Below are 26,203 nucleotides of genomic sequence, written 5' to 3'. Positions count from 1 at the left end.
GGGCTCGCACCGCCCCGGTAGCCCAACCGGCAGAGGCAATCGGCTCAAACCCGATCCAGTGCGGGTTCGAATCCCGCCCGGGGCACCTCACGCACTCCCGGGGACCCGCCCCCGCCGCAGCACCGCTCCCGCACCTCCCCGCCCGGGTCCCTTGCCGCGGCCTCGCGGTGTCGGTAACTTTCAGGAGCACGGCCCTGCGGGGCAACCATTGACGAAGACGCGACGTGTCCGGCGCCGGCGCGTCCCGCGACGAGGCGGGCCGCGACGGCACCATCACGCCGGCGACGACGCCGGCGCTCCTCGCGGGACGACCCGGGCCCGACGACGCCCCGGGACGCCCTGCACGCAGCATGAGGCAGGAAGGACCCCTGACGATGCGCCACCATCCCGACGCCCGCCCACCGGCCGACCGCGGCCCCCGGCTCAACCGCCGCCAGCTCCTGACCGGCACCGCGCTGGGCGCGGCGACCGTCCCCCTCGCCGCGCTCGGCGCACAGGCCCGGCCCGGCACGTCCGCGGGCGCGGGCGTACCGGCCCGGCAGGTCGTCCCGGGTGCCGACCGCGCCCACGCCGACGGCTGGGCCACGCTCCGCGGCGAGCGGGTCGGCATCATCACCAACCCGACCGGCGTGCTGCGCAACCTGCGCAACGTCGTCGACGAGATGCACGCGTCCGGAGCCGTCGACCTCGTCGGCGTGTTCGGGCCCGAGCACGGCTTCCGCGGCACCGCGCAGGCGGGGAGCTCCGAGGGGACGTTCGTCGACGAGCGCACCGGCCTGACCGTCTACGACGCCTACGGCGCCGGGGTCGCGAAGATGACCGAGATGTTCGCCGCCGCCGACGTCGAGACCGTCGTCTTCGACATCCAGGATGTCGGCGCCCGCTTCTACACGTACATCTGGACGATGTGGACCGCGATGCAGGCCGCCGTGGCGACGGGCTCGCGCTTCGTCGTCCTGGACCGCCCCAACCCCGTGGGCGGCACCGCCCGGGGGCCGATGATGACCAGCGCGTTCACCTCGGGCGTGGGCGCCAAGGAGATCGTGCAGGCGCACGGCATGACGGTCGGCGAGCTCGCCCGGTTCTTCGACGGCGAGTTCCTGCCCGACGTCGTCGGGGACCGCCTCGCCCGCCTCGACGTGGTCGAGGTCGCGGGCTGGCGTCGCGACGTCACGTTCGCCGGGACCGGCCTCGACTTCGTCATGCCGAGCCCCAACATGCCCACCCCGGACACCGCGCTCGCCTACCCGGGCACGTGCATGTTCGAGGGCACGAACCTCTCCGAGGGGCGCGGCACGACCCGGCCGTTCGAGCTCATCGGCGCGCCGTTCGTCGACCACCGCTGGGCGGAGGCGCTCACGGACGCGGGCCTGCCCGGCGTCCTCTTCCGCGAGGCCTACTTCAACCCGACGTTCAACAAGCACGCCAACACCGTGTGCGGGGGCGTCCAGGTCACCGTCGACGACCCGGCCCGCTTCGACCCCGTCCGCACGGGCGTCGCGATGCTCGTCGCCGCCGCGGAGCTGTACCCCGAGTTCGAGTGGCGGCAGGACGCGTGGGACACCGCGCGGCCCTTCTGGATCGACAAGCTCACCGGCTCCCCGCGGCTGCGCCAGCAGATCGACGGCGGCGCCACCACCGACGAGGTCGTCGCCGCCTGGCACGACGAGCTGGCCGACTTCGACCGCCGGCGCCGGCAGTACCTCCTCTACCGCGGGCCGCGGTCGTGAGCCGCCAGGTGGGGTCGGGACGAGCTCGGCGAGGGCGCGCGATGATCGCGGCGGGGCTGGCGGCCGGCCTCCTCGTCGTGCCGCTCGTGCACGCCACGACCACGAGCGCCGCGGCCGGCGGCGGGCCCGCCGTGAAGTTCATGCCGCCGTCGACCACGCTCGGCACGGCCTCCCCCACGGACGTCGGGCTGGACCCGGCGCCCATCGAGGCCGCCGTCGCCCAGGTGCGCTCGCACGAGCAGCCGGTCGGCAGCGCCCGGTACCCCCTCTATCCCGGGGCCGTCGGACTCATGGGGTACGAGGGCAAGGTCGTGCGCACCGACGCCAGCGGCTGGGCGGTCGCGTACGGCGACCAGGGTGTGGCACTGCCCGCCGACCAGCGCGTCCCCATGCGCGAGGACACGATCTTCGACCTCGCGTCCGTGTCGAAGCTCTTCACGTCGATCGCCGTGGTGCAGCTGATCCAGGAGGGGAAGGTCGGGCTCGAGGAGCCGGTCGCGACCTATCTGCCGGAGTTCGCCGCCGGCGGCAAGGAGCAGGTCACGGTGCGGCAGCTGCTCACCCACACCTCCGGCTTCGTGGCGTGGCTGCCGCTCTGGAGCGCCTACCCCGACCGCGAGTCACGGATCGCGGCCGTCATGGCGCAGCCGCTCGACGCACCACCCGGCACCCGCTACCTGTACAGCGACCTCAACCTCATCACCCTCGGCGTCCTCGTCGAGAAGCTGCGGGGCGAGCCGCTCGACCAGGTCGTCGCGCACCGGATCACCGGCCCGCTCGGCATGACCGACACCGGGTACAACCCGACCGCCGTGGACCGCACGGCGGCGACCGAGTACCAGTCGAGCCCGCCGCGCGGCGTCGTCCGGGGCGAGGTCCACGACGAGAACGCCTGGTCCCTCGGCGGGGTCGCCGGTCACGCGGGCGTGTTCTCGACCGCCGGCGACATGGCCGTCCTGTCCCAGGCCCTGCTCAACGGCGGCCGGTACGGCAAGGCCCGCATCCTGTCCCCCGCGTCGGTGCGCCTCATGGTCACCGACTTCAACACCGCGTTCCCGGGGGACAACCACGGGCTCGGCTTCGAGCTGGACCAGCGGTGGTACATGGACGCGATGTCCGGCCCGCACACGGCCGGGCACACCGGGTACACGGGCACGTCGATCGTCATCGACTTCGACACGCACTCGTTCGCGATCCTGCTGACCAACCGCGTGCACCCGTCGCGCGACTCGGGCAGCGTCAACGGCGCGCGGCGCGAGTGGGCGCACGGCCTCGCCTACGCCCAGGGGATCGACGCCAGCCGCGGCGACGACGCCTGGTTCTCCGGCGACGCGAACGCCACCACGTCGACCCTCACCACCGCCCTCGACGTCCCCGCGAAGGGGGGACGCCTCGCGTTCGACCTCTACCTCGACACCGAGGAGAGCGACCTGCTGCACCTGGAGACCTCCGCCGACGGCGGGGCCACCTGGGCGCCGCTGCCGTTCGTCGTGCGCGACCGCGGCCCGGTCGACCACCCCGACGGCGTCACGTCCGGCTCCGGCACCCGCCGGTGGACGCAGGCGCGCGCCGACCTCGCGCCGGGCTCGCAGCTGGTGCGCTGGCGCGTCGTGACCGACCCGCTCTACCTCGGCCGTGGCGTCCTCGTGGACGACGTCGTCGCGCGGGCCCAGGGCGGGCTGCTGCTCGACGGCGAGGCGGACCCGGGAGCGTTCCAGGCCGTCGGCTGGAGGCTCGTGGCCCGCTGACCGGCCTCCACCGGACGGAACGACGCCGGGGGCGTGGGGGGGGGGGGGGGGGGGGCGCGCCCCCCCCCCCCCCCCCGGGCCCCCCCCCCCCCCCGGGCCCGCACCACCCGACGCGAGGCCGCGGGGGGCGCCGCCGGGGGCACCGGCGAGGGGGGGGGCGCGGGGGGGCCCCGCCCCCCCGCCCCCCCCCCCCCCCCCGGGGGGGGGGGGCGGCCGCCCCCCCCCCCCCCCCCCACGCCCCCGGCGTCGTCGCGGAACGCTCCGCGTCAGGTCACTCCGCCATCGCGGACAGGTCGCCGTGGCTGCCGACCTTGTGCACCAGGATCGAGTTCGTCGTGCCCGGCACGCCCACCGGGGCGCCCGAGACGATCACGACGCGGTCGCCCGGCTCGGCGAGCCCGTTGGCGCGCAGCGTCGAGTCCACCTGGCCGACCATCGCGTCGACGCTGTCGACCTTCGGCACCTGGTACGTGGTGGTGCCCCAGGTGAGCGCGAGCACGCTGCGCACGCTCTCCTCCGGCGTGAACGCGAGCAGCGGGATGCCCGAGCGCAGGCGCGACATGCGCTTGGCCGAGTCGCCCGACTGCGTGAACGTCACGAGGTACTTCACGCCGAGCGTCTCGCCGATCTCGGCGGCCGCGCGGGTGATGACGCCACCGCGGGTGTGCGGCGAGGAGCCCAGGGGGGCGATGCGCTCGCGGCCCATCTCCTCGGTCGCCTCGATGATCCGGGCCATCGTCTGGACCGTGATGATCGGGTAGTCGCCCACGCTGGTCTCGCCCGAGAGCATGACCGCGTCGGCGCCGTCGAGCACCGCGTTGGCGCAGTCGGAGGCCTCGGCGCGCGTCGGCGTCGGGCTGGTGGTCATCGACTCCAGCACCTGCGTGGCGACGATGACCGGCTTCGCGTTCCGACGGGCCAGCTCGACGATGCGCTTCTGCACCAGCGGGACCTGCTCCAGCGGCATCTCCACGGCGAGGTCGCCGCGCGCCACCATGAAGCCGTCGAAGGCCGCGACGACCTCCTCCAGGTTCTCCACCGCCTGCGGCTTCTCGATCTTGGCGACGACGGGGACCGTGCGGCCCTCCTCCGCCATGATCGCCGCGACGTCGTCGTAGTCCTTGGCGGACCGCACGAACGACAGGGCGATGATGTCCGCGCCCATGCGCAGCGCCCAGCGCAGGTCGTCGGTGTCCTTCTCCGACAGCGCCGGCACGGAGACCGCGACGCCGGGGAGGTTGATGCCCTTGTTGTTCGAGACCGGGCCGGCGACCTCGACGGTCGTCACGACGCGCGGGCCCTCGACCGCGGTGACGCGCACGCGCACCTTGCCGTCGTCGATGAGGAGCGGGTCGCCGACGCGGGCGTCGCTCGCCAGGCCCTTGTGGGTCGTCGAGACGAGCTCCTTCGTGCCCTCCACGTCCTCCGTGGTGATGGTGAAGGTGTCGCCCTCGTTGAGGAAGTGCTTCTGGTCGCCCGCGAACCGGCCGAGCCGGATCTTCGGGCCCTGGAGGTCGACGAGGACTGCGACGTTGCGGCCGGACTCCTTCGCCGCCTCTCGTACACCGTGGTAGACGGCCTCGTGCTCCGCCTGCTCCCCGTGGCTCCGGTTGATCCGGGCCACGTCCATGCCCGCGTCGACCAGCTCACGGAGCTTGGTCTTGGACGCCGTCGCGGGTCCGATGGTGCACACGATCTTCGCTCTGCGCATGTCTCCAGCCTCGTCGTCGATCCGCCCCGACGCGAGCCGGGGCGACGCCCGGGTGCCGGTCCGGCACCCGGGTCCTGCTACTTCCTTCTACTTCTTATCCTCGCAGCGCGACCGTCCGCGGGCCCACCGGCGCGGGCAGCTCGCTGCTGCCCTGCAGGTAGGCGTCGACCGCGGCAGCCGTCGCGCGGCCCTCCGCGATCGCCCAGACGATCAGGGACTGACCCCGCCCCGCGTCGCCCGTCGCGTACACGCCGGGCAGGCTCGTGGCGTAGTCGTCGCCGCGCCGGACCAGCCCGCGGGTGGTCAGCTCGGCCCCCGTCTGGGTCACCAGCTCGTCCGTCTCCGGACCGGTGAAGCCCATGGCGATCAGGACCAGGTCGGCCGGGATCTCCCGCTCGGTGCCCGCCTGGGGCACCCGGCGGCCGTCCGGCAGGTACTCCGTCTCCGCGACCCGCAGGGCCCGGACGTTCCCGTCCTCGCCGCCCACGAATTCTACCGTCGAGGCCAGGTAGCTCCGCTCCCCGCCCTCCTCGTGAGACGTGGAGACCTCGAAGAGGATCGGGTCGGTGGGCCACGGCTGGCCCGCCGGGCGCTCCACCGGCGGCTTCTTGCCGATCGCCAGCGTCGTCACGCTCGCGGCGCCCTGGCGCAGCGAGGTGCCGAGGCAGTCCGACCCGGTGTCGCCGCCGCCGATGATGATGACGTGCTTGCCCTCGGCCGACGGCGCGCCCTCGACCGGGTTCCCGGCAGCGGCCTTGTTCGCCGGCGTCAGGAAGTCCATGGCGAAGTGGATGCCCGCCAGGTCGCGGCCCGGCAGCGCCAGGTCGCGCGGCACGGTCGCGCCCGTGGCCACCACGACCGCGTCGAACCGGCGGCGCAGCGCGTCCCAGCTGATGTCGCGGCCGATGGCGACGCCCGGGCGGAACCGCGTGCCCTCGGCCTCCATCTGCTCCAGCCGGCGCTCGATGTGGAGCTTCTCCAGCTTGAAGTCCGGGATGCCGTAGCGCAGCAGGCCGCCGATGGCGTCGTCCCGCTCGTACACGACGACCGTGTGGCCCGCCCGGGTCAGCTGCTGGGCGGCGGCCAGGCCCGCGGGGCCGGAGCCCACCACGGCCACGGTCGAGCCCGTGAGCCGCTGCGGCACCTGGGGCGTGACCAGGCCGCGCGCGAACGCCTCGTCGATGATCGAGACCTCGACGTTCTTGATCGTCACCGCGGGCTGGTTGATGCCGAGCACGCAGCTCGTCTCGCACGGCGCCGGGCAGACGCGGCCGGTGAACTCCGGGAAGTTGTTGGTCGCGTGCAGACGCTCGATCGCGTCGGCCCACTGGTCGCGCCACACGAGGTCGTTCCACTCGGGGATGAGGTTGCCCAGCGGGCAGCCCTGGTGGCAGAACGGGATGCCGCAGTCCATGCAGCGTCCCGCCTGCTCCTTGAGGAACGGCTGGCCCTCCTCGCGGTGGGCGTGCGTGTCCTTCCAGTCACGCAGCCGCACCTCGACCGGGCGGTTCGGCGGGAGCTCGCGCTCCCGCACCTTCAGGAATCCGCGGGGGTCAGCCACGCGCCACCTCCATGATCTGCTCCCACATCGCGGGGTCGAAGTCGTCGCCCTCGCCCAGCGTCTTCCCGGCGGCCTCGGCATCGGCCAGTGCGGCCCGCACGCGGGCCCAGCCCGCGGGCAGCACCCGCGAGAAGCGCGCCCGGGAGCCGGCGTCCTCGAGGAGCTCGGCCGCCACCGGCGAGCCCGTCTCCGCGAGGTGTCGCTCCAGCAGGCCGCGCACGCGGTCCCAGTCCTCGTCCTCGAGCGGGCCCACCTGGAGCTCGCCGCCGGACACGGACTGGGCGTTCATCGCGACGTCGCGCAGGTTGAGCACGTACGCCACGCCGCCCGACATGCCCGCGCCGAAGTTGCGGCCCGTGGGGCCGAGCACCAGCACGGTGCCGCCGGTCATGTACTCGCAGCCGTGGTCGCCCACGCCCTCCACGACCAGCGTGGCGCCGGAGTTGCGCACGCCGAAGCGCTCGCCCACCCGGCCGCGCAGCAGGATCTCGCCCGACGTCGCGCCGTAGCCGATGACGTTGCCCGCCACGACGTTCGCGGCGCCGTCGAGCACGGCCGAGCGGTCCGGGCGCACGACGATCCGGCCGCCCGAGAGGCCCTTGCCGACGTAGTCGTTGGCGTCGCCGAAGAGCCGCAGCGTGACGCCACGGGGAAGGAACGCGCCGAGCGACTGGCCGGCGGAGCCCGTGAGGGTCACGTCGATCGTGTCGTCGGGCAGCCCCGCACCGCGGTACCGCTTGGTCACCTCGTGGCCGAGCATCGTGCCGACCGTGCGGTTGACGTTGCGCACGGGCAGCTCGATCTGCACGGGCAGCGCGTCCTCGAGCGCGGGGCGCGCCTTCTCGACGAGCTGGTTGTCGAGCGCCTTGGCGAGCCCGTGGTCCTGCGTGACCGCCTGGTGCAGCGGGGCACCCTCCGCGGCCGCCGGCGCGGCGAGCACGGGGGCCAGGTCCAGCCCCTCCGCCTTCCAGTGGTCCACGGCCTTGCGGGTGTCGAGGGCGTCGACGTGGCCGACGGCCTCCTCGATCGAGCGGAAGCCGAGCGACGCCAGGTGCTCGCGCACCTCCTGCGCGATGAACTCGAAGAAGTTCACGACGAACTCGGGCTTGCCCGTGAACCGCTTGCGCAGCTCCGGGTTCTGCGTCGCGACGCCCACCGGACAGGTGTCCAGGTGGCAGACGCGCATCATGACGCAGCCCGAGACCACCATCGGGGCCGTCGCGAAGCCGAACTCCTCGGCGCCCAGCAGCGCGGCCACGACGACGTCGCGGCCCGTCTTCATCTGGCCGTCGACCTGCACGACGATGCGGTCGCGCAGGTTGTTGAGCACCAGGGTCTGCTGGGTCTCGGCCAGGCCGATCTCCCACGGCGTGCCCGCGTGCTTGAGCGACGTCAGGGGGCTCGCGCCCGTGCCGCCGTCGTGGCCCGAGATGAGCACGACGTCCGCGTGCGCCTTGGACACACCCGTGGCCACGGTGCCGACGCCGAACTCGCTGACGAGCTTGACGTGGACGCGCGCGCTCGGGTTCGCGTTCTTGGCGTCGTGGATGAGCTGAGCCAGGTCCTCGATCGAGTAGATGTCGTGGTGCGGCGGGGGCGAGATGAGGCCCACGCCCGGCGTCGAGTGCCGGGTCCGCGCGACCCACGGGTACACCTTGGGCCCGGGCAGCTGGCCGCCCTCGCCGGGCTTGGCGCCCTGCGCGAGCTTGATCTGGATGTCGTCGGCCTGCGTCAGGTACTCGCTCGTGACGCCGAAGCGGCCCGACGCGATCTGCTTGACCCGGGAGCGGCGCTCCGGGTCGTACAGGCGCTCCGGGTCCTCGCCGCCCTCGCCGGTGTTCGACCGGCCGCCGAGGCGGTTCATCGCGATCGCGAGGGTCTCGTGCGCCTCGGCCGAGATGGAGCCGTAGGACATCGCGCCGGTGTTGAACCGCTTGACGATCTCGCTGACCGGCTCGACCTCGTCGATCGGCACCGGCTCACGGTCGGGGGTGAACCGCAGCAGGCCGCGCAGCGTCATGAGGCGACGGGACTGCTCGTCCACGCGCCGCGTGTACTGGCGGAAGATGTCCATCCGGCCCGTGCGCGTGGCGTGCTGGAGGCGGAAGACCGTCTCCGGGTCGAAGAGGTGCTCCTCGCCGTCCCGGCGCCACTGGTACTCGCCGCCGCTCGTGAGCCGCTGGTGCGGCTTGTGGTTGCCGGACGCCGGGTACGCCTCGGCGTGCCGGGCCGCGACCTCGGCCGCGATGACGTCCAGGCCCACGCCCGCGAGGCGGCTCGTGGTGCCCGTGAAGTAGTCCGCCACCAGCTCGTGCGAGAGCCCGACGGCCTCGAAGATCTGCGCACCGCGGTACGACATGATCGTCGAGATGCCCATCTTGCTCATCACCTTGAGCACGCCCTTGCCGAGCGCCTTGATGAGGTTCGCCACCGACTGCTCGGGCGTGACGTCGAGGTAGCCGCGCAGCGCGAGGTCCTCGACCGTCTCCATCGCGAGGTACGGGTTGACCGCGGCCGCGCCGTACCCGATGAGCAGCGCGACGTGGTGCACCTCGCGCACGTCGCCCGCCTCGACGACGAGCGAGATCCGGGTGCGGGTGCCGCGGCGCAGCAGGTGGTGGTGCACGGCGCTGGTCAGGAGCAGCGACGGGATCGGCGCGAGCTCCGAGTCCGAGTCGCGGTCCGACAGCACGATGTGCGTCACGCCGTCCTCGAGGTCGGCGTCGACCTGCGCGAAGATCTCCTCGAGCCGGGCCTGCAGGGCCCGGCCGCCGCCGGACACCTCGTACAGACCGCGCACGATGCCGGCGCGGAACTCGCCCTCCAGGCGCGGGTCGCGGTCGATGCGCACGATCTTGGCGAGCTCGTCGTTGTCCAGCACCGGGAACGGCAGGTCGAGCTTGCGGGCGTGCTGCGCGACCTCCTCCAGGAGGTTGGGCTCCGGCCCGATGGTGCTGTCGATCGCCGTGACGAGCTGCTCGCGGATCGAGTCCAGCGGCGGGTTCGTCACCTGCGCGAACATCTGCGTGAAGTAGTCGAACAGCAGCCGCGGCCGGCTCGAGAGCACGGCGATGGGAGTGTCCGACCCCATGGCCCCGAGCGGCTCCGCGCCGGTGTCGGCCATCGGCGTCAGGATGATCTTGAGCTCTTCGGTGGTGTACCCGAAGGCGCGCTGACGGCGCTGGACCGACGCCGGCGAGTGCGCGACGTGCTCGCGCTCCGGCAGCGAGTCCAGGGTGATCGTGTTGTCGGCGACCCACTCGGCGTAGGGGCGCTGGCTGGCGAGCTGCGACTTGAGCTCGTCGTCCTCCACGATCCGCCCCTGGGCGGTGTCGACCAGGAACATGCGGCCCGGCTCCAGGCGGCCCTTGCGGACGATGGTCGCCGGGTCGAGGTCCAGGACCCCGGCCTCCGACGCCAGCACGACGAGGCCGTCCTCGGTGACCCAGTAGCGCCCCGGGCGCAGCCCGTTGCGGTCGAGGACCGCGCCGATCAGCGTGCCGTCGGTGAAGGTGAGGCAGGCGGGCCCGTCCCACGGCTCCATGAGGTTCGCGTGGTACTGGTAGAACGCGCGCCGCGCCGGGTCCATCTCGGCGTGGTTCTCCCACGCCTCGGGGACCATCATCAGCACCGCGTGCGGGAGCGAGCGGCCCGAGAGGTGCAGCAGCTCGAGCACCTCGTCGAAGCTCGCCGAGTCGCTCGACCCCTCGGTGCACACCGGCAGCAGCGGGGCGAGGTCGCCCAGCGCCTCGCTGGCCATCGTGCTCTCGCGAGCGGCCATCCAGTTGCGGTTGCCGCGCACCGTGTTGATCTCGCCGTTGTGCGCCACGAGGCGGAACGGCTGGGCCAGCGGCCACGACGGGAACGTGTTCGTCGAGAAGCGCGAGTGCACCAGGGCGATCTCCGACGCGTACCGCGGGTCGGAGAGGTCCGGGAAGAACGGCTCCAGCTGGGCCGTCGTGAGCATGCCCTTGTACGTCAGCGTGCGGCTCGAGAGCGACGCGAGGAACAGGTCCAGCTCGTGCTGCGCCCGCTTGCGCAGGCGGTAGGTGCGCCGGTCGAGCTCGAGGCCCGACAGCTCGCGCGCCGGGTCGGCGACGACGACCTGCCGGAACAGCGGCATGGACGCGCGCGCCGTCGGGCCGACCAGGTCGGCCGTCACGGGCACGTCGCGCCAGGCGAGGACGTCGAGCTTCTCCTCGGCGGCGACGGCCTCGAACCGGCGCGCGACCGCGTCGGCCTCGGCCGCGTCCTGCGGCAGGAACGCCATGCCGATCGCGTAGTGGCCGGCGGGCGGGAGCTCCGCCGCCACCACGTCCCGGACGAAGGCGTCCGGGATCTGCGTGAGGATCCCGGCCCCGTCACCGCTGTTCTCCTCGGCGCCCACCGCCCCGCGGTGGTCGAGGTTCAGCAGGGCGGTCAGGCCCGCGTCCACGATGTCGCGTCCGGGCGTCCCGCGAAGGGTCGCGACGAACGCGACACCGCACGCGTCGTGCTCGGCCGACGGGTCGTAGAGGCCCTGGGCCGAGGGCCGCGCGACCCGATGCTGCGGCGTGGTCATCAACACCGTCCTCCTGCACGCCCGCACGCGGGCGCGTCATGCTCAAAGGTGGTCGGGACATCGTCGGCCCGTCGGAAACATCAGGCGTCCCTCCCCGGGTGGTGCCCCGGGTGGGAGACGCCTCAGGCGCGGTCCGCCGGCCCCTGGTCGGGTCCGGCGGCGTCCGCGTCCGCACGGTGCGGTCCGCTGCCGTTGTCTCGGCCGTCGTCCCGGCCGGGGGCGCCTGCGGCGGCCCCGGCGTGCGCGGTGCTCGTGGTGTCAAGCTCGGTGTCCTGCTGACCGTCCGCCGCGGCCTCGGCCCCGGCGTCGTCGGTGTGCTGCGTGGTGTGCTGCTCCCCCGCGTGCGCGCGCCGCGTGCGGCCCGGCAGCTCGACCCCGTCCTCGCGTCCCGGGTAGCGCCTGCCGATGACGTAGAAGGCGATCAGGGCACCGAGGCCCACGATGATCGACGTCCACACGTTCAGACGCAGCCCGAGCACGTGCTCGGCGGTGTCGATGCGGAGCATCTCGATCCACACCCTGCCGAGAGTGTAGAGCGCGACGTAGGCCCAGAATACCCGCCCATGACCGAGCCTGTACCGGCGGTCGAGCCAGACCAGGAACGCCGCCGCGGCGAGGTTCCAGATCATCTCGTACAGGAACGTCGGGTGGAAGAGCGTCCCCTCGGCGTACGCCGCGCCCGTGGCCGGGTCGACCGGGAGGTACTGCGGGTCGATGCGCAGGCCCCACGGGAGGGTCGTCGGCGCGCCGAAGAGCTCCTGGTTGAACCAGTTGCCGAGGCGTCCGACCGCCTGCGCGACGAGCAGTCCGGGGGCGAGCGCGTCGGCGAACGACGACAGGCGGACACCCTTGCGGCGGCAGCCGATGTACGCGCCGACGCCGCCGAGCGCGACGGCGCCCCAGATCCCCAGGCCGCCCTCCCACACGTACAGGGCACGCACGGGATCGCCGCCCGGGCCCCAGTAGGGGTCGGGCGTGCTGAACACGTGGTACAGCCGTCCTCCGACGATGCCGAACGGCACCGCCCAGAACGCGATGTCGAGCACGTCGTCCGCGACGCCGCCGCGCGCCACCCAGCGCTTCGTCGTGATCCAGATGGCCACCGCGATCCCCGCGAGGATGGCGAGCGCGTAGGCCCTGATCGGCAGCGGGCCGAGGTACCAGGTGTGCTGCGGCGGGCTCGGGATGGCGGCCTGCACGGCCACCATCGGGGCCGACGCGAGGATCGTGGGGGTCACGGACGCTCCTCCGCGGTCGTGGGGGCAGGTTCCCGGCGCGACCGGCGCACGCCGTCGGCGAGCTCCGCCACCGTGGCGCGCAGGTCGTCGAGCCGCTGCGTCCACGGCCGGTCGGCGAGCAGGGGCCGGACGAGGGCGGAGCCGACGATGACGCCGTCGGCGTACCGACCGACCTCCGCGGCCTGGTCCCCCGTCGAGACGCCGAGGCCGACGCAGACGTTCTCGGCGCCGGCGGCGCGGGTGTCCGCGACAAGCCGCTCGGCGCGCGGGCCCACCTGGGTCCGGGCGCCCGTCACGCCCATCGTCGACGCCGCGTACACGAAGCCGCGCGAGGCGCGGGCCGTCAGCGCCAGGCGCTCGGGCGTCGAGCTCGGGGCGACGAGGAAGACCCGGTCGAGGCCGTGGGCCTCCGAGGCCGCGACCCAGTCGGCGCCCTCGTCGGGGATCAGGTCGGGCGTGATGAGCCCGGCGCCGCCGGCGCCCGCGAGGTCACGCGCGAACGCGTCCACCCCGTAGCGCAGCACCGGGTTCCAGTACGTCATCACGAGGGCGGGCACGCGCCCGCCCGAGCTCTCCGCCACGGCCTGCACGACCCGGAAGACGTCGCGCACGCGGGCGCCGCCCGCCAGCGCCGTCTCCGCGGCGCGCTGGATCACGGGCCCGTCCATCACGGGGTCGGTGTACGGGACGCCGATCTCCACGACGTCGACGCCGGCCTCGACCATCGCGAGGACGGCCTCGATCGAGCGGTCCACGTCGGGGAAGCCGACGGGCAGGTAGCCGACGAGGGCCGCGCGGCCGTCGGCGCGCAGGGCTCCCAGCAGCGCGCCCGTGGGCGACACGGCGGTCGGCGCGGCGTCGGTGCTGGTGCTCACTGTTCCCCCTCCGGCGGCTGCGGGGCGTCGGCGTCGGCCTGCTCGTCGAGCAGCCCGAACCAGCGCGCCGCGGTGGCCACGTCCTTGTCGCCGCGGCCCGACAGGTTCACCAGGACGATCTCGTCCGTGCGGCCGGCCTCGGCGGCCGCCTTCCCGACGCGCAGCGCGCCGGCGAGGGCGTGCGCGGACTCGATCGCCGGGATGATCCCCTCGGTGCGGCACAGGAGGCGGAAGGCCTCCATGGCCTCGTCGTCGGTCACGGGCTCGTAGGTGGCGCGGCCCAGGTCGTGCAGCCAGGAGTGCGCCGGGCCGACGCTCGGGTAGTCCAGGCCGGCCGAGACCGAGTGGCTCGGCAGCGTCTGGCCGTCGTCGTCCTGCAGCAGGTACGAGCGCGCGCCGTGCAGCACGCCCGGGGCGCCGCCGGAGAAGCGCGCGGCGTGCCGTCCGGACTCGACGCCCTCGCCGCCCGCCTCGAAGCCGTAGAGGGCGACGCCCTCGTCGTCGAGGAACGCGTTGAAGATGCCCAGGGCGTTGGAGCCGCCGCCCACGCAGGCCGCCACGACGTCGGGCAGGCGGCCCGCGCGCTCCAGGACCTGCGCGCGCGCCTCCTCGCCGATGATGCGGTGGAACTCGCGCACCATCTCCGGGAACGGGTGCGGCCCCGTGACCGTGCCGAGCAGGTAGTGCGTGGTCTCGACGTTGGCGACCCAGTCGCGCAGCGCCTCGTTGATGGCGTCCTTGAGCGTGCGCGAGCCGATCCTCACCGGGATCACCTCGGCACCGAGCAGGCGCATCCGGGCCACGTTCAGCGCCTGGCGACGCGTGTCCTCCTCGCCCATGTACACGACGCACTCGAGGTCGAGCAGGGCGGCGGCGGTGGCCGTCGCGACACCGTGCTGGCCGGCGCCGGTCTCCGCGATGACGCGGGTCTTGCCCATCCGCTTCACCAGCAGGGCCTGGCCGAGCACGTTGTTGATCTTGTGCGACCCGGTGTGGTTGAGGTCCTCGCGCTTGAGGAAGACCCGCTGCCCGCCGGCGTGCTCCGCGAAGCGGGGCACCTCCGTGAGCGGCGACGGGCGGCCGGTGTAGTCCCGGTGCAGCCGCGCCAGCTCGTCGGTGAACGCCGGGTCGCCCAGCGCCTTGCGGTACTCCGTCTCGAGCTCGTCGAGCGCGGCGATCAGGGCCTCGGGCACGAAACGGCCGCCGAACTGCCCGAAGTACGGGCCCTCGACGTCCGCGAGCCGCCCGAGCACCTGGTGCGCCAGGTTCTCGGTCAGCGCATCCCGTACGGGCTGGTCGGGCACGGGTCCTCCGTCTCTCGTCGTCACCGCTCGGCGGTGCGGCCTGCGGGTCTGCATGAAGGGTCGTCCGAGGGTACCGGTCGTCCGGCCCTCGGCGGTGCGGCGTCCTGCGGCCACCGGCCCGGCCCGCCGCGGGGCCGTCCGGTCGGACGTTACGGCTGGGCCGCCGGGCGGACCGACCACAGGGCCGGGTGCTGCCCGGCCGCGACCAGGTCGGCGACGGAGCGGCGCGGCGCGCCGTCGGTCACGAGCGCCTCCCCGACGAGCACCGCGTGCGCGCCCGAGCGGGCGTAGTCGAGCACGTCGTGCGGGCCGCGCACGCCGGACTCGGCGACGCGCACGACGTCGTCCGGGATGAGGGGGGCGAGCCGCGCGAAGGTCGTGCGGTCCACCTCGAGGGTCTTCAGGTCGCGGGCGTTGACGCCGACGACGCGGGCGCCGGCGTCCAGCGCGCGCCGCACCTCGTCGGCCGTGTGGGCCTCGACCAGCGCCGTCATGCCGAGCGAGTGCACCCGTTCGATGAGGGAGGTCAGCACGGTCTGCTCGAGGGCCGCGACGATGAGCAGGACCAGGTCCGCCCCGTGCGCGCGAGCCTCCCAGACCTGGTACGGCGTGACGACGAAGTCCTTGCGCAGCACCGGCACGTCGACCCTGGCGCGCACGGCGTCCAGGTCCGCGAGGCTGCCGCCGAACCGCCGCTGCTCCGTGAGCACCGAGATCGCGCTCGCGCCTCCGCGGGCGTACTCCTCGGCGAGGGCCGCCGGGTCGGAGATGGGTGCCAGGTCGCCCTTGCTGGGGCTGGAGCGCTTCACCTCGGCGATCACGGCGACGCGATCCTCCGAGAGCAGGCGCCCGCAGCACTCGAGCGCGCCCGGCACGCGGGCCGCACGCTCCTTGAGCTCGTCGAGCGACGTGCGCGCCTGGCGCAGCGCGAGGTCCTCGCGGACCCCCGCGACGATGTCCTCCAGGACCGTCATGGTCTGCCTCCCCCGTGCCCGTGACGCCGCACCGACGCCCTGCCAGCCATCGTAGGCCTGTCCGCGGGACGCCCTTGACACGTCTCCGACCGTGAGACGACGACGGCGCGCCCCTCCCGCAGGAGGGACGCGCCGTCGTGAGGTCGGTGCGCGGGCGTCAGTGGCCCGACGGCGCCTTGCGCGGCGTCACGCCCGGCTTCGCCTGGCCGAAGCCCATGCCGCGCAGCACGGCGCCGAGGACGAGCGAGCCGGCGACGATCACGGCGCCCACCCAGACCACCGCGTCCGGGACGTCGGGGAGCATCCCGACGGCGCCGACGGCCACGCCCAGCATGATGCCGATCATCGCCGTCCACGCGGCGGTCGTGTGGCCGTGGTTCGTGGGCGGGACGGCCGGGGGCAGGTAGGCGACCTCGGCGTTGCGGTTGTCGGTCATTGGAATGTGATGCCCTTTCGTGACGTGGTGCGCGGCCCAGCCTAGCGGTCCGCGGACGGGTCCGTACCCCGGGAGAGCGCGTCCCAGGCGTCGTGCGGGTCGTGCTGACCAGCGTCGTCGGCCTGGGCCGCCGCCGCGGGACGGTCGCCGCCGGCCGGGGCCGGGGAGGCCTCGTCGCCCGTCGACAGGTCGGCGGACGCGCGCTCGTGCCGCCCGGAGGTCGTGCCCCAGCCCGGCGAGCCCGCCGCGGCGAGCACCGCGACGGCCACGGCCAGGACGCCCAGCACCACCGTGAGCCACGGCCACACCGCCACCGCGACCGGCGAGGTGAGGTCCGTCACCCCCGCGGTGTCCGACGCGCCGGACGTCGCCGCCGGCACCGGGTCGAGCAGCACGGCCAGCGCCGACGCGGCCGCCAGCGCGCCCGCGAGCGCCACCACGACCAGCGCGACCCATCGCGCCACCCGGCCCGCGATGGCCAGCGCGACGCCGCCGGCGACCACGACGAGCGCCGCGGCGGCGACCGCGGGCGCGGCGGTGGTGCCCGGCACCGCGACGTCCACCGTCGGCTCGAGCGCCGTCGAGACCGTCGTGCTCACCCAGGTGGGCGACGCCGTCGCGAGCGTGAGCCCGCCCACCGCGACCACCGACCACACGGCGCGCGAGCGCGCGCGCAGGGGCCCGCGGCCCGGCCCGCGGTCCGGCGCCCGCCCGGCGTCGCCGTCGTGCGTGATCCCCGCTGCCTCGTCCATCAGTCCTGCCCGTCCGTCCTGCCCGTCGGTGCCCGCGGCACCGGTCGTCCCCACGGCCCTGCTCGAACCCGCTGCCCTGCTCGAACCCACTGCTCAGAGCGCCCGGAACCGCGCGGCCAGCTGCACCGCGCGCACCGCCGCGGCCGCCTTGTTGCGCGACTCCTCGTACTCGAGCGCGGGCACGGAGTCGGCGACGATCCCGCCGCCGGCCTGCACCCACGCCCGGCCGTCGCGGATGCACGCCGTGCGGATCGCGATGGCCATGTCCATGTTCCCGCCGAAGTCGAAGTAGCCGACCGTGCCGCCGTAGATCCCGCGCGACGCCGGCTCGAGCTCGTCGATGAGGGCGATCGCCCGCGGCTTCGGCGCCCCGGAGAGGGTGCCGGCCGGGAAGGTCGCGCGCAGCGTGTCGAGCGCCGTCGCGCCCGCCCGCAGGCGGCCGACCACGGTGGAGCACAGGTGCATGATGTGGCTGAAGCGGCGGGTGGCCATGAACTCGACCACCTCGACCGACGTCGGCTCGCAGACCTTGACCAGGTCGTTGCGCGAGAGGTCGACGAGCATGAGGTGCTCGGCGCGCTCCTTGGGGTCGGCGAGCAGCTCCTCCCCGAGGGCGACGTCCTCCTCCACGGTGGCCCCCCGCGGGCGCGAGCCCGCGATGGGGTAGGTCGTGACGTGGCCGTCGGTCACCTTCACGAGCGTCTCGGGGCTGGAGCCGACGACGGAGAACTCCCGCCCGTCGGGCCCGGTGAGGCGGAAGTAGTACATGTACGGGCTCGGGTTGATGGTGCGCAGCGCCCGGTAGACGTCCAGCGGCGCGGCGGGGCAGTCCAGGCCGAGGCGCTGGGACAGCACCACCTGGAACACCTCGCCGTCGCGGATCGCCTCCTGGCCGGCCCGCACGGCGGACTCGAACTCGTCGCGCGTGGAGCGGAACTCCAGCGCCGGCTCGGTCACCTCGTCCGGCCCGCGCAGCACGGTGGGCACCGCGGGGGCCGGCGCGGCGAGGCGCGCCTGCATCGCGTCCAGGCGGGCGACGGCGTCGGCGTGCGCCTCGTCGACGCGCTCGTCGGTGCCGTCCCCGTTGATCGCGTTGGCGATGAGCCAGGCCGTGCCGGAGTGGTGGTCGATCGCCACGAGGTCGGTCGCGAGGCTCAGCGCCACCTCCGGCACCCCGAGCTCGTCCGGGGCGGTCGCCGGCAGCGTCGGCTCCCAGTGCCGCACGACGTCCCACCCGAGGGCACCCGTCAGCCCGCCGGTCAGGGGCGGCAGCCCCTCGACGGGGGGCGTGCGCAGCGCCTCGAGCGCGGCGCCGAGCACGTCGACGACGTCGCCCTCGACGGGGATGCCGGCCGGCACGTCACCGTGCCACACGGCCCGCCCGCCGTCGGACGTCAGGGTGGCGCGCGAGTCGACGCCGACGAACGACCACTGCGACCAGCCGCCCGCCGACTCGGCGGACTCGAGCACGAACGTGCCGGGGCGGTCCTGCGCCAGGGTGCGGTACACGCCGACCGGGGTGACGTCGTCGGCCAGCACGCGGCGCACCACGGGGACGACGCGGCGGTCGGCGGCCAGGACCCGGAACGTCTCGAGACCCGGCCACGTCGTGCCCCACGCCAGGTCCTCCGCCGAGGGGCCCGCGACCGGGCTCCGGGTCGGCGCCGGCCGGGAGGCGGGCGCGGGGGCGGGGGGTGTGACGGCGGGGGTGGTCACCGGTCCTCCTGCGTGTCGTCGGGACGGGTCGTGGTGTCGGTCGTGGTGGTGGTCGTGGTGGTGGTCGTGGAAGCCTGCGTGACGGCGTCGGGGCCGACCACGGCGCCCAGGTCGCCGCCCGCCTCGAAGCAGGTGCGGGCGCCGGTGTGGCACGCGGCGCCGATCTGGTGCACGCGCACGAGCAGGGCGTCGCCGTCGCAGTCCAGCGCGACGGAGCGCACCAGCTGGGCGTGCCCGGACGTGTCTCCCTTGCGCCAGTACTCCTGGCGTGACCTGCTCCAGAACGTCACCCGGCCCTCGGTGAGGGTGCGGCGCACGGCCTCGTCGTCCATCCAGCCGAGCATGAGCACCTCGCCCGAGTCGTGCTGCTGCACGATCGCGGCGACGAGGCCGTGCTCGTCGCGCTTGAGCCGGGCCGCGATCGCGGGGTCGAGGGAGGCGTCGAGGGGTGCACCGGGGAGTGCGGGCGTGGTCACCCGAGCATCTTGACACGTCCGCGGGGCCCCTCGGAGCGGGGTCCGTGCGCGGGCGGGGCCGAGCGGGGCCGGGCGGCTCCCGGCGCGGGCCGGGGGCCGCCTCCTCAGCGCGTCTGCGCCACCCAGCTCGCGTGCATCCGGGCGTACACGCCGCCGGCCGCGGCGAGCTCGGCGTGCCCGCCCACCTCGACCACCCGGCCCTCGTCGACCACGACGACGACGTCGCTCGCCTCCGCCGTCGAGAGGCGGTGCGCGATCGTCAGCGTGGAACGGCCCGAGGTGAGCGAGTCGAGCGCCCGGGCGATCCGGACCTCGGCGGCCGGGTCGACGGCCGACGTCGCCTCGTCCAGCACCAGCAGGTCCGGCGCCGCGAGGTAGGCCCGGGCGATCGCGACCAGCTGCCGCTCCCCCGCGCTGAGCGCCTCGCCGCGCTGCCCGACCGGCGTCGCCAGGCCCTGCGGCAGGCCCGCCACCCAGTCCGCGAGGCCGAGGGCGCCGACCGCCTCGGCGACGCGGGCCGCCACGGCGTCCTCGTGCGCGCCCGTCCCGGCGCCCCCGGCCCCGCCGTCGTCGTCCCGCAGCCCGTAGGCGACGTTCTCGGCGACCGTGCCGTCGAAGAGGAAGCCCTCCTGCGGCACCAGGACCACCCGCTCGCGCAGGGACCCGAGGGTGAGGCGACGCAGGTCGACGCCGTCGAGCAGCACCTGGCCCTCGGTGGGGTCCATGAGCCGGGTGACGAGCTTGGCGACGGTCGTCTTGCCCGAGCCCGTCTTGCCGACGACGGCGACCTTGCGCCGTGCGGGGAGCTCGAGGTCCACCCCGTGCAGCACGTCCGGGCCGTCCGGGTAGGCGAAGCGCACCCCGCGCAGCGTGACGGCCGCCGGGCCCCGCGGGCTGGGCACCGCGTCGGCGGACTCGGCCACGTCGACCGGCGTCTCCAGCACGGCGAGCACGCGCCGCCATCCGGCCACCGCGTTCTGCAGCTCGTTGAGGATCTCGGTGGCCTGCTGCACGGGCCCGGTGAACAGCTGCACCAGGAACAGGAACGCGACCACCTGGCCCGCCGTGAGGCCGCCGCCCACTCCGAGGAGGGTGCCGACCACGACCACGACGGCAAGCACCAGGTTGGCGACCAGGACGCCGCTGGAGAACACGGACGACACCAGGAGCTGCGCGCGCGCCTGCGTGGCCCGGGTCTCCTCGATCGCCGCGTCCACGCGCCGACCCGTGCGCCGGGCGACGCCGTAGGCGCGCACCGTCTCGGCGCCCACGACCGCCTCCGAGATCGCCCCGAGCATCGCCCCGACGGCCTGGCGCACCGCCGCGTAGGCCCGGTTGACGGACCCCTGCGCGCGGCGCAGCACGAGGAACAGCGGCACGAAGCACGCCCACACGACGAGGGTGAGCTGCCAGGAGTACACGGCCATGAGCGCCGTGGCGACCAGCACCTGCAGCGTGGAGACGAGGAGCTGGATGCCGCCCCACTGGACGAACAGGGAGATCGTGTCGACGTCGGACGTCACCCGGGACACCAGCGCCCCGCGCCGCTCGGTGCCCTGCGCCAGCGTGGACAGGTCGTGCACGTGCCGGAACGCCTGTACCCGCAGCGCGGCCAGGCCGGCCTCCGTGCGGCGGAACAGCCGCACGTTCACCACGGCGGTGCACAGGCCCGCCACCACGACGGCGCCCGCGGCCAGCCCCGTGAGCAGCGCGACGCGGCCGGCGTCGGGGCCGCCGGCGGCGAGGATGCCGTCGTCGATCGTGCGCTGGACCGCGACGGGCACGACCACGCGCCCCGCGGCGGCGAGCACCGCGAGCGCCAGCGTGACCCACAGGCCGTCGACGATCTGCGGCGAGATCTGCACGCCCCGGCGCAGGGTGGCGAGCACCCCCAGCTCGCTGGCGGCGGCGATGCGCGACTCGCTCACGCGGCCCCCTCCTCGGTCGGGTCGGTGCCGTCCACGGACTCCCCGGCGGCACGCTCGTCGGCGACCTCCCGGGCCCGCCGCGCGGTCTCGCGCTCGTACGCGGTGGCCAGCGCGCGGTAGCCCGGGTCGCGGGCCAGCAGCGCGTCGTGGGGGCCGACGTCGACGACGCGCCCGCCCTCCACGTGCACCACGACGTCGGCCAGCGCGACCGACGACATCCGGTAGGCGACCATCACGACGGTCGTGGCCCGCGTGCCGCCGCCGGCGCGCGCGGCCGACAGGGAACCGAGGATCTCGGACTCGACGCGCGGGTCGACGGCGGAGGTGGCGTCGTCGAGCACGAGCAGCCGCGGCCGGCGCACGAGGGCGCGGGCGATGGCGAGCCGCTGCCGCTGGCCGCCGGACAGGTTGGCGCCGCGCTCCCCGAGGGTCGCGTCGAGGCCGCCCGGGAGGGCGCGCACGACGTCGTCCACCCGGGCGGTCCGCAGCGCGTCCCAGACCGCCGCGTCGTCGGGCGCACCGGCGTCACCGGGGTCGGCGAGCGTGACGTTCGCGCGCACGGTGTCCTCGAAGACGAAGGTCTGCTGCGTCACGAGGGCGACCTGCGCGGGGACCTCCCCCGGCGCCAGGTCGCGCAGGTCGGCGCCGTCGAGCAGCACCCGGCCGCGCGTGGGGTCGCTGAGGCGGGCCAGCAGCGAGACCAGCGTCGTCTTGCCCGCGCCCGTGCTGCCCACCAGCGCGACGGTGGCGCCCGGCGCGACCTCCAGGTCGACGCCGTCGAGCAGGGTGGCCGTGGTCCCCGCCGCGGGGACGTCCACGCCCACGCCGTCGAGCCGCACCCCGAGGCCGCCGGCCGCCCGGTGCAGGGCGCGCTCCCCCGCCACGAGGGTGACCGGGGCGTCGAGCACGCCGGCGATCCGGTCGTAGCCCACCAGCGCGCGCGGCAGCTCGCCGAGCACCCAGCCGAACGCGCGCACCGGCACCGCCATGACGGTCAGCAGGTAGGCGGCCGTGACGACGTCGCCGGTGTCGACGGCCCCGACGGACGCGCGCCACGTGCCGACGCCGAGCACCACGAGCGTGCCGAGGGACGGCAGCAGCTCGATGGCCGGGTCGAACACCGCGCGCACCGTGCCCACGCGCACGTTGGCGGCCCGCAGCGCGTCGGTGCGCTCCGCGAACCGGGCCTCCTCGCGGTCGGCGGTGCCGAGCGACTTGACCAGGAGCGCGCCCTCGAACGACTCGTGCGCGACGTCGGCCACCTCGGCGCGCAGCTGCTGCGCGCGGGTCACGGCCGGCGTCATGTGCCGCTGGAACACGACGTTCGCCGCGACCGCGGCGGGGACCACCAGGAGCGCCGCGACCGCCAGCCACACGTCCACCGCCAGGAGCATCCCCGTGGCGACGGCGATCATGACCACGACGCCGAGCGCGAAGGGCAGCGGGTTGAACACGCCGGTCGCGGCCTCGACGTCGGCGCTCGCCGCCGACAGCAGGCGGCCCGCCGGGTGCGACCGGTGCCAGGACACGGGCAGCCGCAGGTACTGGCCGGACAGCCCACGCCGGTGGTGCGCCTGGATCGCCGCGAACCCGTAGCCCGCCCAGATGCGGCGCCCCGCCACGCCGAGGGCGAGGGTCAGCGCGACGGCCGCGAGCACGAGCCCGGCCACCCAGATCCGCCCCTGCGCGGCCTGGTCCCCCGCGATGGCGGGCACCACGACCGCGTCGGTGGCCCAGCCGACCGCGCGGCTGACCGCCACGGTCGCCGCGCCGAACACCGCGGAGGCGCCCACGGCCAGGACGTACAGGCGCGGCTCGGAGCGCATGCCCCGCCAGACGAGGGTCGCCGAGCGGCGCAGCCGGGACCCGGAGAGCGTGAGCCCCGCGGCGCGGCCCGCGCCGGCGGCCCCGCCCCCCGGGGTGGGACTGCCGCTCATCGACAGCCTCTCATCGACGGACCTCGATGCCCGCGGCCGCCAGGGCGTCCTTGACCTGCCCGATCGTCAGCGCGCCGAAGTGGAAGACGCTGGCGGCGAGCACCGCGTCCGCGCCCGCGCGGGCGGCGGCCACGAAGTGCTCCGGCTCCCCGGCGCCGCCCGACGCCACGAGGGGAACGTCCACCTGCTCGCGCACGGCGGCGAGCATCTCGAGGTCGAAGCCCGCGGTGGTGCCGTCCGCGTCCATGGAGTTCAGCAGGATCTCGCCGGCGCCCAGGTGCGCCGCCCGCGCGGCCCACTCGACCGCGTCGATGCCGGTGCCGCGGCGCCCGCCGTGGGTGGTCACCTCGAAGCCCGACGGCGTGACCGTCCCGCCGGTGACGCGGCGCGCGTCCACCGACAGCGTCAGCACCTGGCGCCCGAAGCGCGCGGCGATCTCCGCGACCAGCTCGGGGCGCGCGATGGCGGCGGTGTTCACGCCGACCTTGTCCGCGCCGGCGCGCAGGAGCCGGTCGACGTCGTCCGTCGACCGCACGCCGCCGCCCACCGTGAGCGGGACGAAGACCTGGTCGGCGGTACGGCGCACCACGTCGACCATGGTGGCCCGGTCGCCCGACGACGCGGACACGTCGAGGAACGTCACCTCGTCCGCGCCCTCGCGGTCGTAGCGCGCCGCGAGCTCGACGGGATCGCCCGCGTCGCGCAGGTTGGTGAAGTTCACGCCCTTGACGACCCGTCCGTCGTCGACGTCGAGGCACGGGATCACGCGGACGGCCACGGACATGCGGGACTCACCCTTCCTTGCTGTCGGTGCCGGCGGGCTGGTCGCCGGACTTCTTGCCGGGCTTCGATCCCGGCTCGCCGCCGTCGTCGCCCTGGCCCTTGCCGGTGGACTCGGCCTCCGTCACCTGGAAGTGCGCGTCCAGGATGTCCACGACGTAGACCAGGGTCTCGTCGGCGAGGTCGCTGCTGGTGCCACCGTAGCCGAGGCCCGGGGGCACGACGAGCAGCACCTGGGACCCCACGGTCTGCTCCACGAGGCCCTGGTCGAGGCCGTCGACGAGCTGCCCGATGCCGATCGTCGCGGACTGCGGCCGCGTGCCGGCCGACCACGTCGTGTCGAACTGCTTGCCGTCGCTCCACCGCACGGCGGTGAACCGCATCGTGACGACCTGGCCGACCTGCACCTGCGGGCCGCTGCCGCGCAGCAGCGGCTGCACCTGCAGGTCCTCCGGCGGGTCCGCCTTCTTCGGCACCGTGACCTTCGGGGCGCCGCCGGCACCGCGCGCGACGGTCGGCAGGCCGTCCGCGACGGGCACCTCGGCGCCGGAGGCGTGGGTCGGCAGCACGTCGACCACGAGGATCACGGGGACGTCCTGGTCCTCCTCGACGAGCAGCATGCGCGCCCCGACCTTCTGGCCGCGCAGGGTGTCGTAGAGGTTGGAGCCGAGCGACGCCGGCGACATCGTGTACCAGGCCGGCGCGTCGATGTACGTGCTGGAGATGACGGTGCCGTCGCGGCCGTCCTCGGCGTACATGTTCAGCAGCACCGGCTCGCCGTCGACGACCGCGTCGCCCGAGCCCGGCCACACCGTCCGCGCGCCGGGGCGCGTCACGTCGTACGGCTGCTCGTACTCCAGGGCGGGCGGCTCGCCCACCGCGCCCGACACCTGCACGGGCGACGCCGACGGACCCGACGACGGCGCGTCGGCCAGCCCGTCGAGCAGCGACGAGCTGCACCCGCCGAGGACGAGGGAGCCGCCGAGCAGCAGGGCCAGCAGGAGCGTCAGTCGGCGGAGCACCGCGACAGTCTGCCACGATCGACAGTGCCCCGGAGCGACGGTCCGCACGGTCCGGCGTCGAACCGCGCCACCGGCTACATGGACTCGATGAGCCGGTCCACGCGCTCGTCGACGGACCGGAACGGGTCCTTGCACAGCACGGTGCGCTGCGCCTGGTCGTTCAGCTTCAGGTGCACCCAGTCCACGGTGTAGTCGCGGCGCGCCTCCTGCGCGGCGCGGACGAAGTCGCCGCGGAGCTTGGCGCGGGTCGTGGGCGGCGGGACGGCGGTCGACTCGAACACCTCGAGGTCGGTGACCACGCGCTCGACCATCCCGCGGGCGGCGAGCAGGTTGTAGAGCCCCTCGGTGCGGGAGATGTCGTGGTACGCCAGGTCGAGGCGCGCGATGCGCGGGTCGTCCAGCGCCAGGTCGTGCTTGGCCTGGTACCGCTCGATCAGCTTGAGCTTGATCACCCAGTCGAGCTCGCGGTCGACGAGCGACAGGTCGCCCGACTCGAGCGCGCGCAGCCCTCGCTCCCAGAGGTCGAGCACCTGCTTGACGACGGGCGTCGCGCCGGCGTGGCTGTCGACGTGCTCCCGCACGCGGTGGAAGTACTCCCACTGGATGTCGACGGCGGTGGCGGTGCGGCCGTTGGCGAGCTGCACCGGGTGCAGGCCGGTGCGGTCGTGGCTGATCTCGCGGATCGCGCGGATGGGGTTCTCGAGGGACAGGTCGCGCATCGGGACGCCCGCCTCGACGAGGCGCAGCACGAGGTCGGTCGCGCCGACCTTGAGCATCGTCGTGGGCTCCGCCATCGAGGAGTCGCCCACGATGACGTGCAGGCGCCGGTACATCTCGGCGTCCGCGTGCGGCTCGTCGCGCGTGTTGATGATCGGGCGCGATCGCGTGGTGGCGCTGGAGACCGCCTCCCAGATGTGGTCGGCGCGCTGGGAGAGGCAGTAGACGGCACCACGCGGCGTGGCCAGCACCTTGCCGGCGCCCGTGAGCACCTGCCGCGTGATGAGGAACGGCACCAGCACCTCGGACAGGCGGGAGAAGTCGCCCTGCCGGCGCACGAGGTAGTTCTCGTGGCACCCGTAGGAGTTGCCGGCCGAGTCGGTGTTGTTCTTGAACAGGTGCACCTTGCCGGACAGGCCCTCGTGCTCCAGCCGCTCCTGCGCGTCGGCCACGAGGCCCTCGAGGATGCGCTCGCCGCCCCGGTCGTAGGCGACCAGCTGGTGCACGTCGTCGCACTCGGCCGTCGCGTACTCGGGGTGCGACCCGACGTCGAGGTAGAGGCGGGAGCCGTTGCGCAGGAAGACGTTCGACGACCTCCCCCACGCCACGACCTTGCGGAACAGGTAGCGCGCGACCTCGTCCGCGGACAGGCCGCGCCCGTCGTCCGCCGCGCACGTCACCCCGTACTCGGTCTCCAGACCGAAGATCCTGCGGTCCACGACGTTCCCCTCTCCTCG

At 74.6% G+C, this 26,203-nt stretch carries 18 protein-coding genes and 1 tRNA gene; 3 read left to right on the top strand and 16 right to left on the bottom strand.

Annotation, left to right across the window (positions count from 1 at the left end):
* The first annotated feature begins 11 nt into the window (after positions 1-11).
* From ACFU9A_RS12075 to ACFU9A_RS12065, 3 genes are all read left to right on the top strand, one after another.
* Positions 12-85 (top strand) — tRNA-Leu (locus ACFU9A_RS12075).
* A gap of 289 nt (positions 86-374) precedes the next feature.
* Complete coding sequence (locus ACFU9A_RS12070) at positions 375-1,730, top strand: exo-beta-N-acetylmuramidase NamZ domain-containing protein (RefSeq protein WP_430575526.1); 1,356 nt, start codon at positions 375-377, stop codon at positions 1,728-1,730.
* Positions 1,731-1,771: 41 nt separating this feature from the next.
* On the top strand, positions 1,772-3,478 hold the full coding sequence (locus ACFU9A_RS12065; RefSeq protein WP_430575525.1) for a serine hydrolase: 1,707 nt from the start codon (positions 1,772-1,774) through the stop codon (positions 3,476-3,478).
* 271 nt (positions 3,479-3,749) lie between these two features.
* Here ACFU9A_RS12065 and pyk read toward each other — a convergent pair whose 3' ends face one another.
* From pyk to pafA, 16 genes are all read right to left on the bottom strand, one after another.
* A complete protein-coding gene (gene pyk, locus ACFU9A_RS12060; protein WP_430575524.1) occupies positions 3,750-5,189 on the bottom strand; it encodes a pyruvate kinase in 1,440 nt (479 codons plus the stop codon).
* A gap of 94 nt (positions 5,190-5,283) precedes the next feature.
* The gene (locus ACFU9A_RS12055; RefSeq protein WP_430575523.1) at positions 5,284-6,750 is read right to left on the bottom strand and encodes a glutamate synthase subunit beta; all 1,467 of its coding nucleotides are present in this window, start codon (positions 6,748-6,750) and stop codon (positions 5,284-5,286) included.
* Entirely contained in the window at positions 6,743-11,311 is a 4,569-nt protein-coding gene (gltB, locus tag ACFU9A_RS12050; RefSeq protein WP_430575522.1) for a glutamate synthase large subunit, read from the bottom strand. The genes ACFU9A_RS12055 and gltB overlap by 8 nt, the downstream gene beginning before the upstream one ends.
* A gap of 122 nt (positions 11,312-11,433) precedes the next feature.
* Positions 11,434-12,519 carry a prolipoprotein diacylglyceryl transferase gene (gene lgt, locus ACFU9A_RS12045; RefSeq protein WP_430576458.1) on the bottom strand — a complete coding sequence of 362 codons (1,086 nt, stop codon included), beginning with the start codon at positions 12,517-12,519 and terminating at the stop codon, positions 11,434-11,436.
* Between the two features lie 26 nt (positions 12,520-12,545).
* Positions 12,546-13,424: a tryptophan synthase subunit alpha gene (gene trpA / locus ACFU9A_RS12040; RefSeq protein ID WP_430575521.1), complete on the bottom strand. Its 879-nt coding sequence runs from the start codon at positions 13,422-13,424 to the stop codon at positions 12,546-12,548.
* Positions 13,421-14,728 carry a tryptophan synthase subunit beta gene (gene trpB, locus ACFU9A_RS12035; protein ID WP_430575520.1) on the bottom strand — a complete coding sequence of 436 codons (1,308 nt, stop codon included), beginning with the start codon at positions 14,726-14,728 and terminating at the stop codon, positions 13,421-13,423. Before trpB ends, trpA begins: the two co-directional genes overlap by 4 nt.
* Positions 14,729-14,877: 149 nt before the next feature.
* Positions 14,878-15,702 carry an indole-3-glycerol phosphate synthase TrpC gene (gene trpC / locus ACFU9A_RS12030; protein ID WP_430575519.1) on the bottom strand — a complete coding sequence of 275 codons (825 nt, stop codon included), beginning with the start codon at positions 15,700-15,702 and terminating at the stop codon, positions 14,878-14,880.
* A 157-nt stretch (positions 15,703-15,859) separates the two neighbouring features.
* Positions 15,860-16,138, bottom strand: a complete 279-nt coding sequence (locus ACFU9A_RS12025) for an HGxxPAAW family protein (protein WP_430575518.1) — start codon at positions 16,136-16,138, stop codon at positions 15,860-15,862.
* 41 nt (positions 16,139-16,179) lie between these two features.
* Positions 16,180-16,890, bottom strand: a complete 711-nt coding sequence (locus ACFU9A_RS12020) for a Trp biosynthesis-associated membrane protein (RefSeq protein WP_430575517.1) — start codon at positions 16,888-16,890, stop codon at positions 16,180-16,182.
* A 93-nt stretch (positions 16,891-16,983) separates the two neighbouring features.
* Entirely contained in the window at positions 16,984-18,513 is a 1,530-nt protein-coding gene (locus ACFU9A_RS12015) for an anthranilate synthase component I (protein ID WP_430576457.1), read from the bottom strand.
* An 89-nt stretch (positions 18,514-18,602) separates the two neighbouring features.
* A complete protein-coding gene (gene hisI, locus ACFU9A_RS12010) occupies positions 18,603-19,082 on the bottom strand; it encodes a phosphoribosyl-AMP cyclohydrolase (RefSeq protein ID WP_430575516.1) in 480 nt (159 codons plus the stop codon).
* A gap of 104 nt (positions 19,083-19,186) precedes the next feature.
* Positions 19,187-21,010 (bottom strand): ABC transporter ATP-binding protein, encoded by a 1,824-nt coding sequence (locus tag ACFU9A_RS12005; RefSeq protein ID WP_430575515.1) that lies wholly within the window; start codon positions 21,008-21,010, stop codon positions 19,187-19,189.
* Positions 21,007-22,947 carry an ABC transporter ATP-binding protein gene (locus tag ACFU9A_RS12000; RefSeq protein WP_430575514.1) on the bottom strand — a complete coding sequence of 647 codons (1,941 nt, stop codon included), beginning with the start codon at positions 22,945-22,947 and terminating at the stop codon, positions 21,007-21,009. Before ACFU9A_RS12000 ends, ACFU9A_RS12005 begins: the two co-directional genes overlap by 4 nt.
* 10 nt (positions 22,948-22,957) lie before the next feature.
* On the bottom strand, positions 22,958-23,731 hold the full coding sequence (gene hisF, locus ACFU9A_RS11995) for an imidazole glycerol phosphate synthase subunit HisF (RefSeq protein WP_430575513.1): 774 nt from the start codon (positions 23,729-23,731) through the stop codon (positions 22,958-22,960).
* 7 nt (positions 23,732-23,738) lie between these two features.
* On the bottom strand, positions 23,739-24,749 hold the full coding sequence (locus ACFU9A_RS11990; RefSeq protein ID WP_430575512.1) for an FKBP-type peptidyl-prolyl cis-trans isomerase: 1,011 nt from the start codon (positions 24,747-24,749) through the stop codon (positions 23,739-23,741).
* A 74-nt stretch (positions 24,750-24,823) separates the two neighbouring features.
* Entirely contained in the window at positions 24,824-26,185 is a 1,362-nt protein-coding gene (pafA, locus tag ACFU9A_RS11985) for a Pup--protein ligase (RefSeq protein WP_380316913.1), read from the bottom strand.
* Positions 26,186-26,203 lie beyond the last annotated feature (18 nt).

This window comes from Isoptericola sp. NPDC057653 (assembly GCF_042799955.1).
In the GTDB taxonomy this organism is placed as follows: domain Bacteria; phylum Actinomycetota; class Actinomycetes; order Actinomycetales; family Cellulomonadaceae; genus Isoptericola.
Note: the sequence above shows the minus strand (reverse complement) of the source record. Positions and strands in the feature narration are given on the sequence as shown.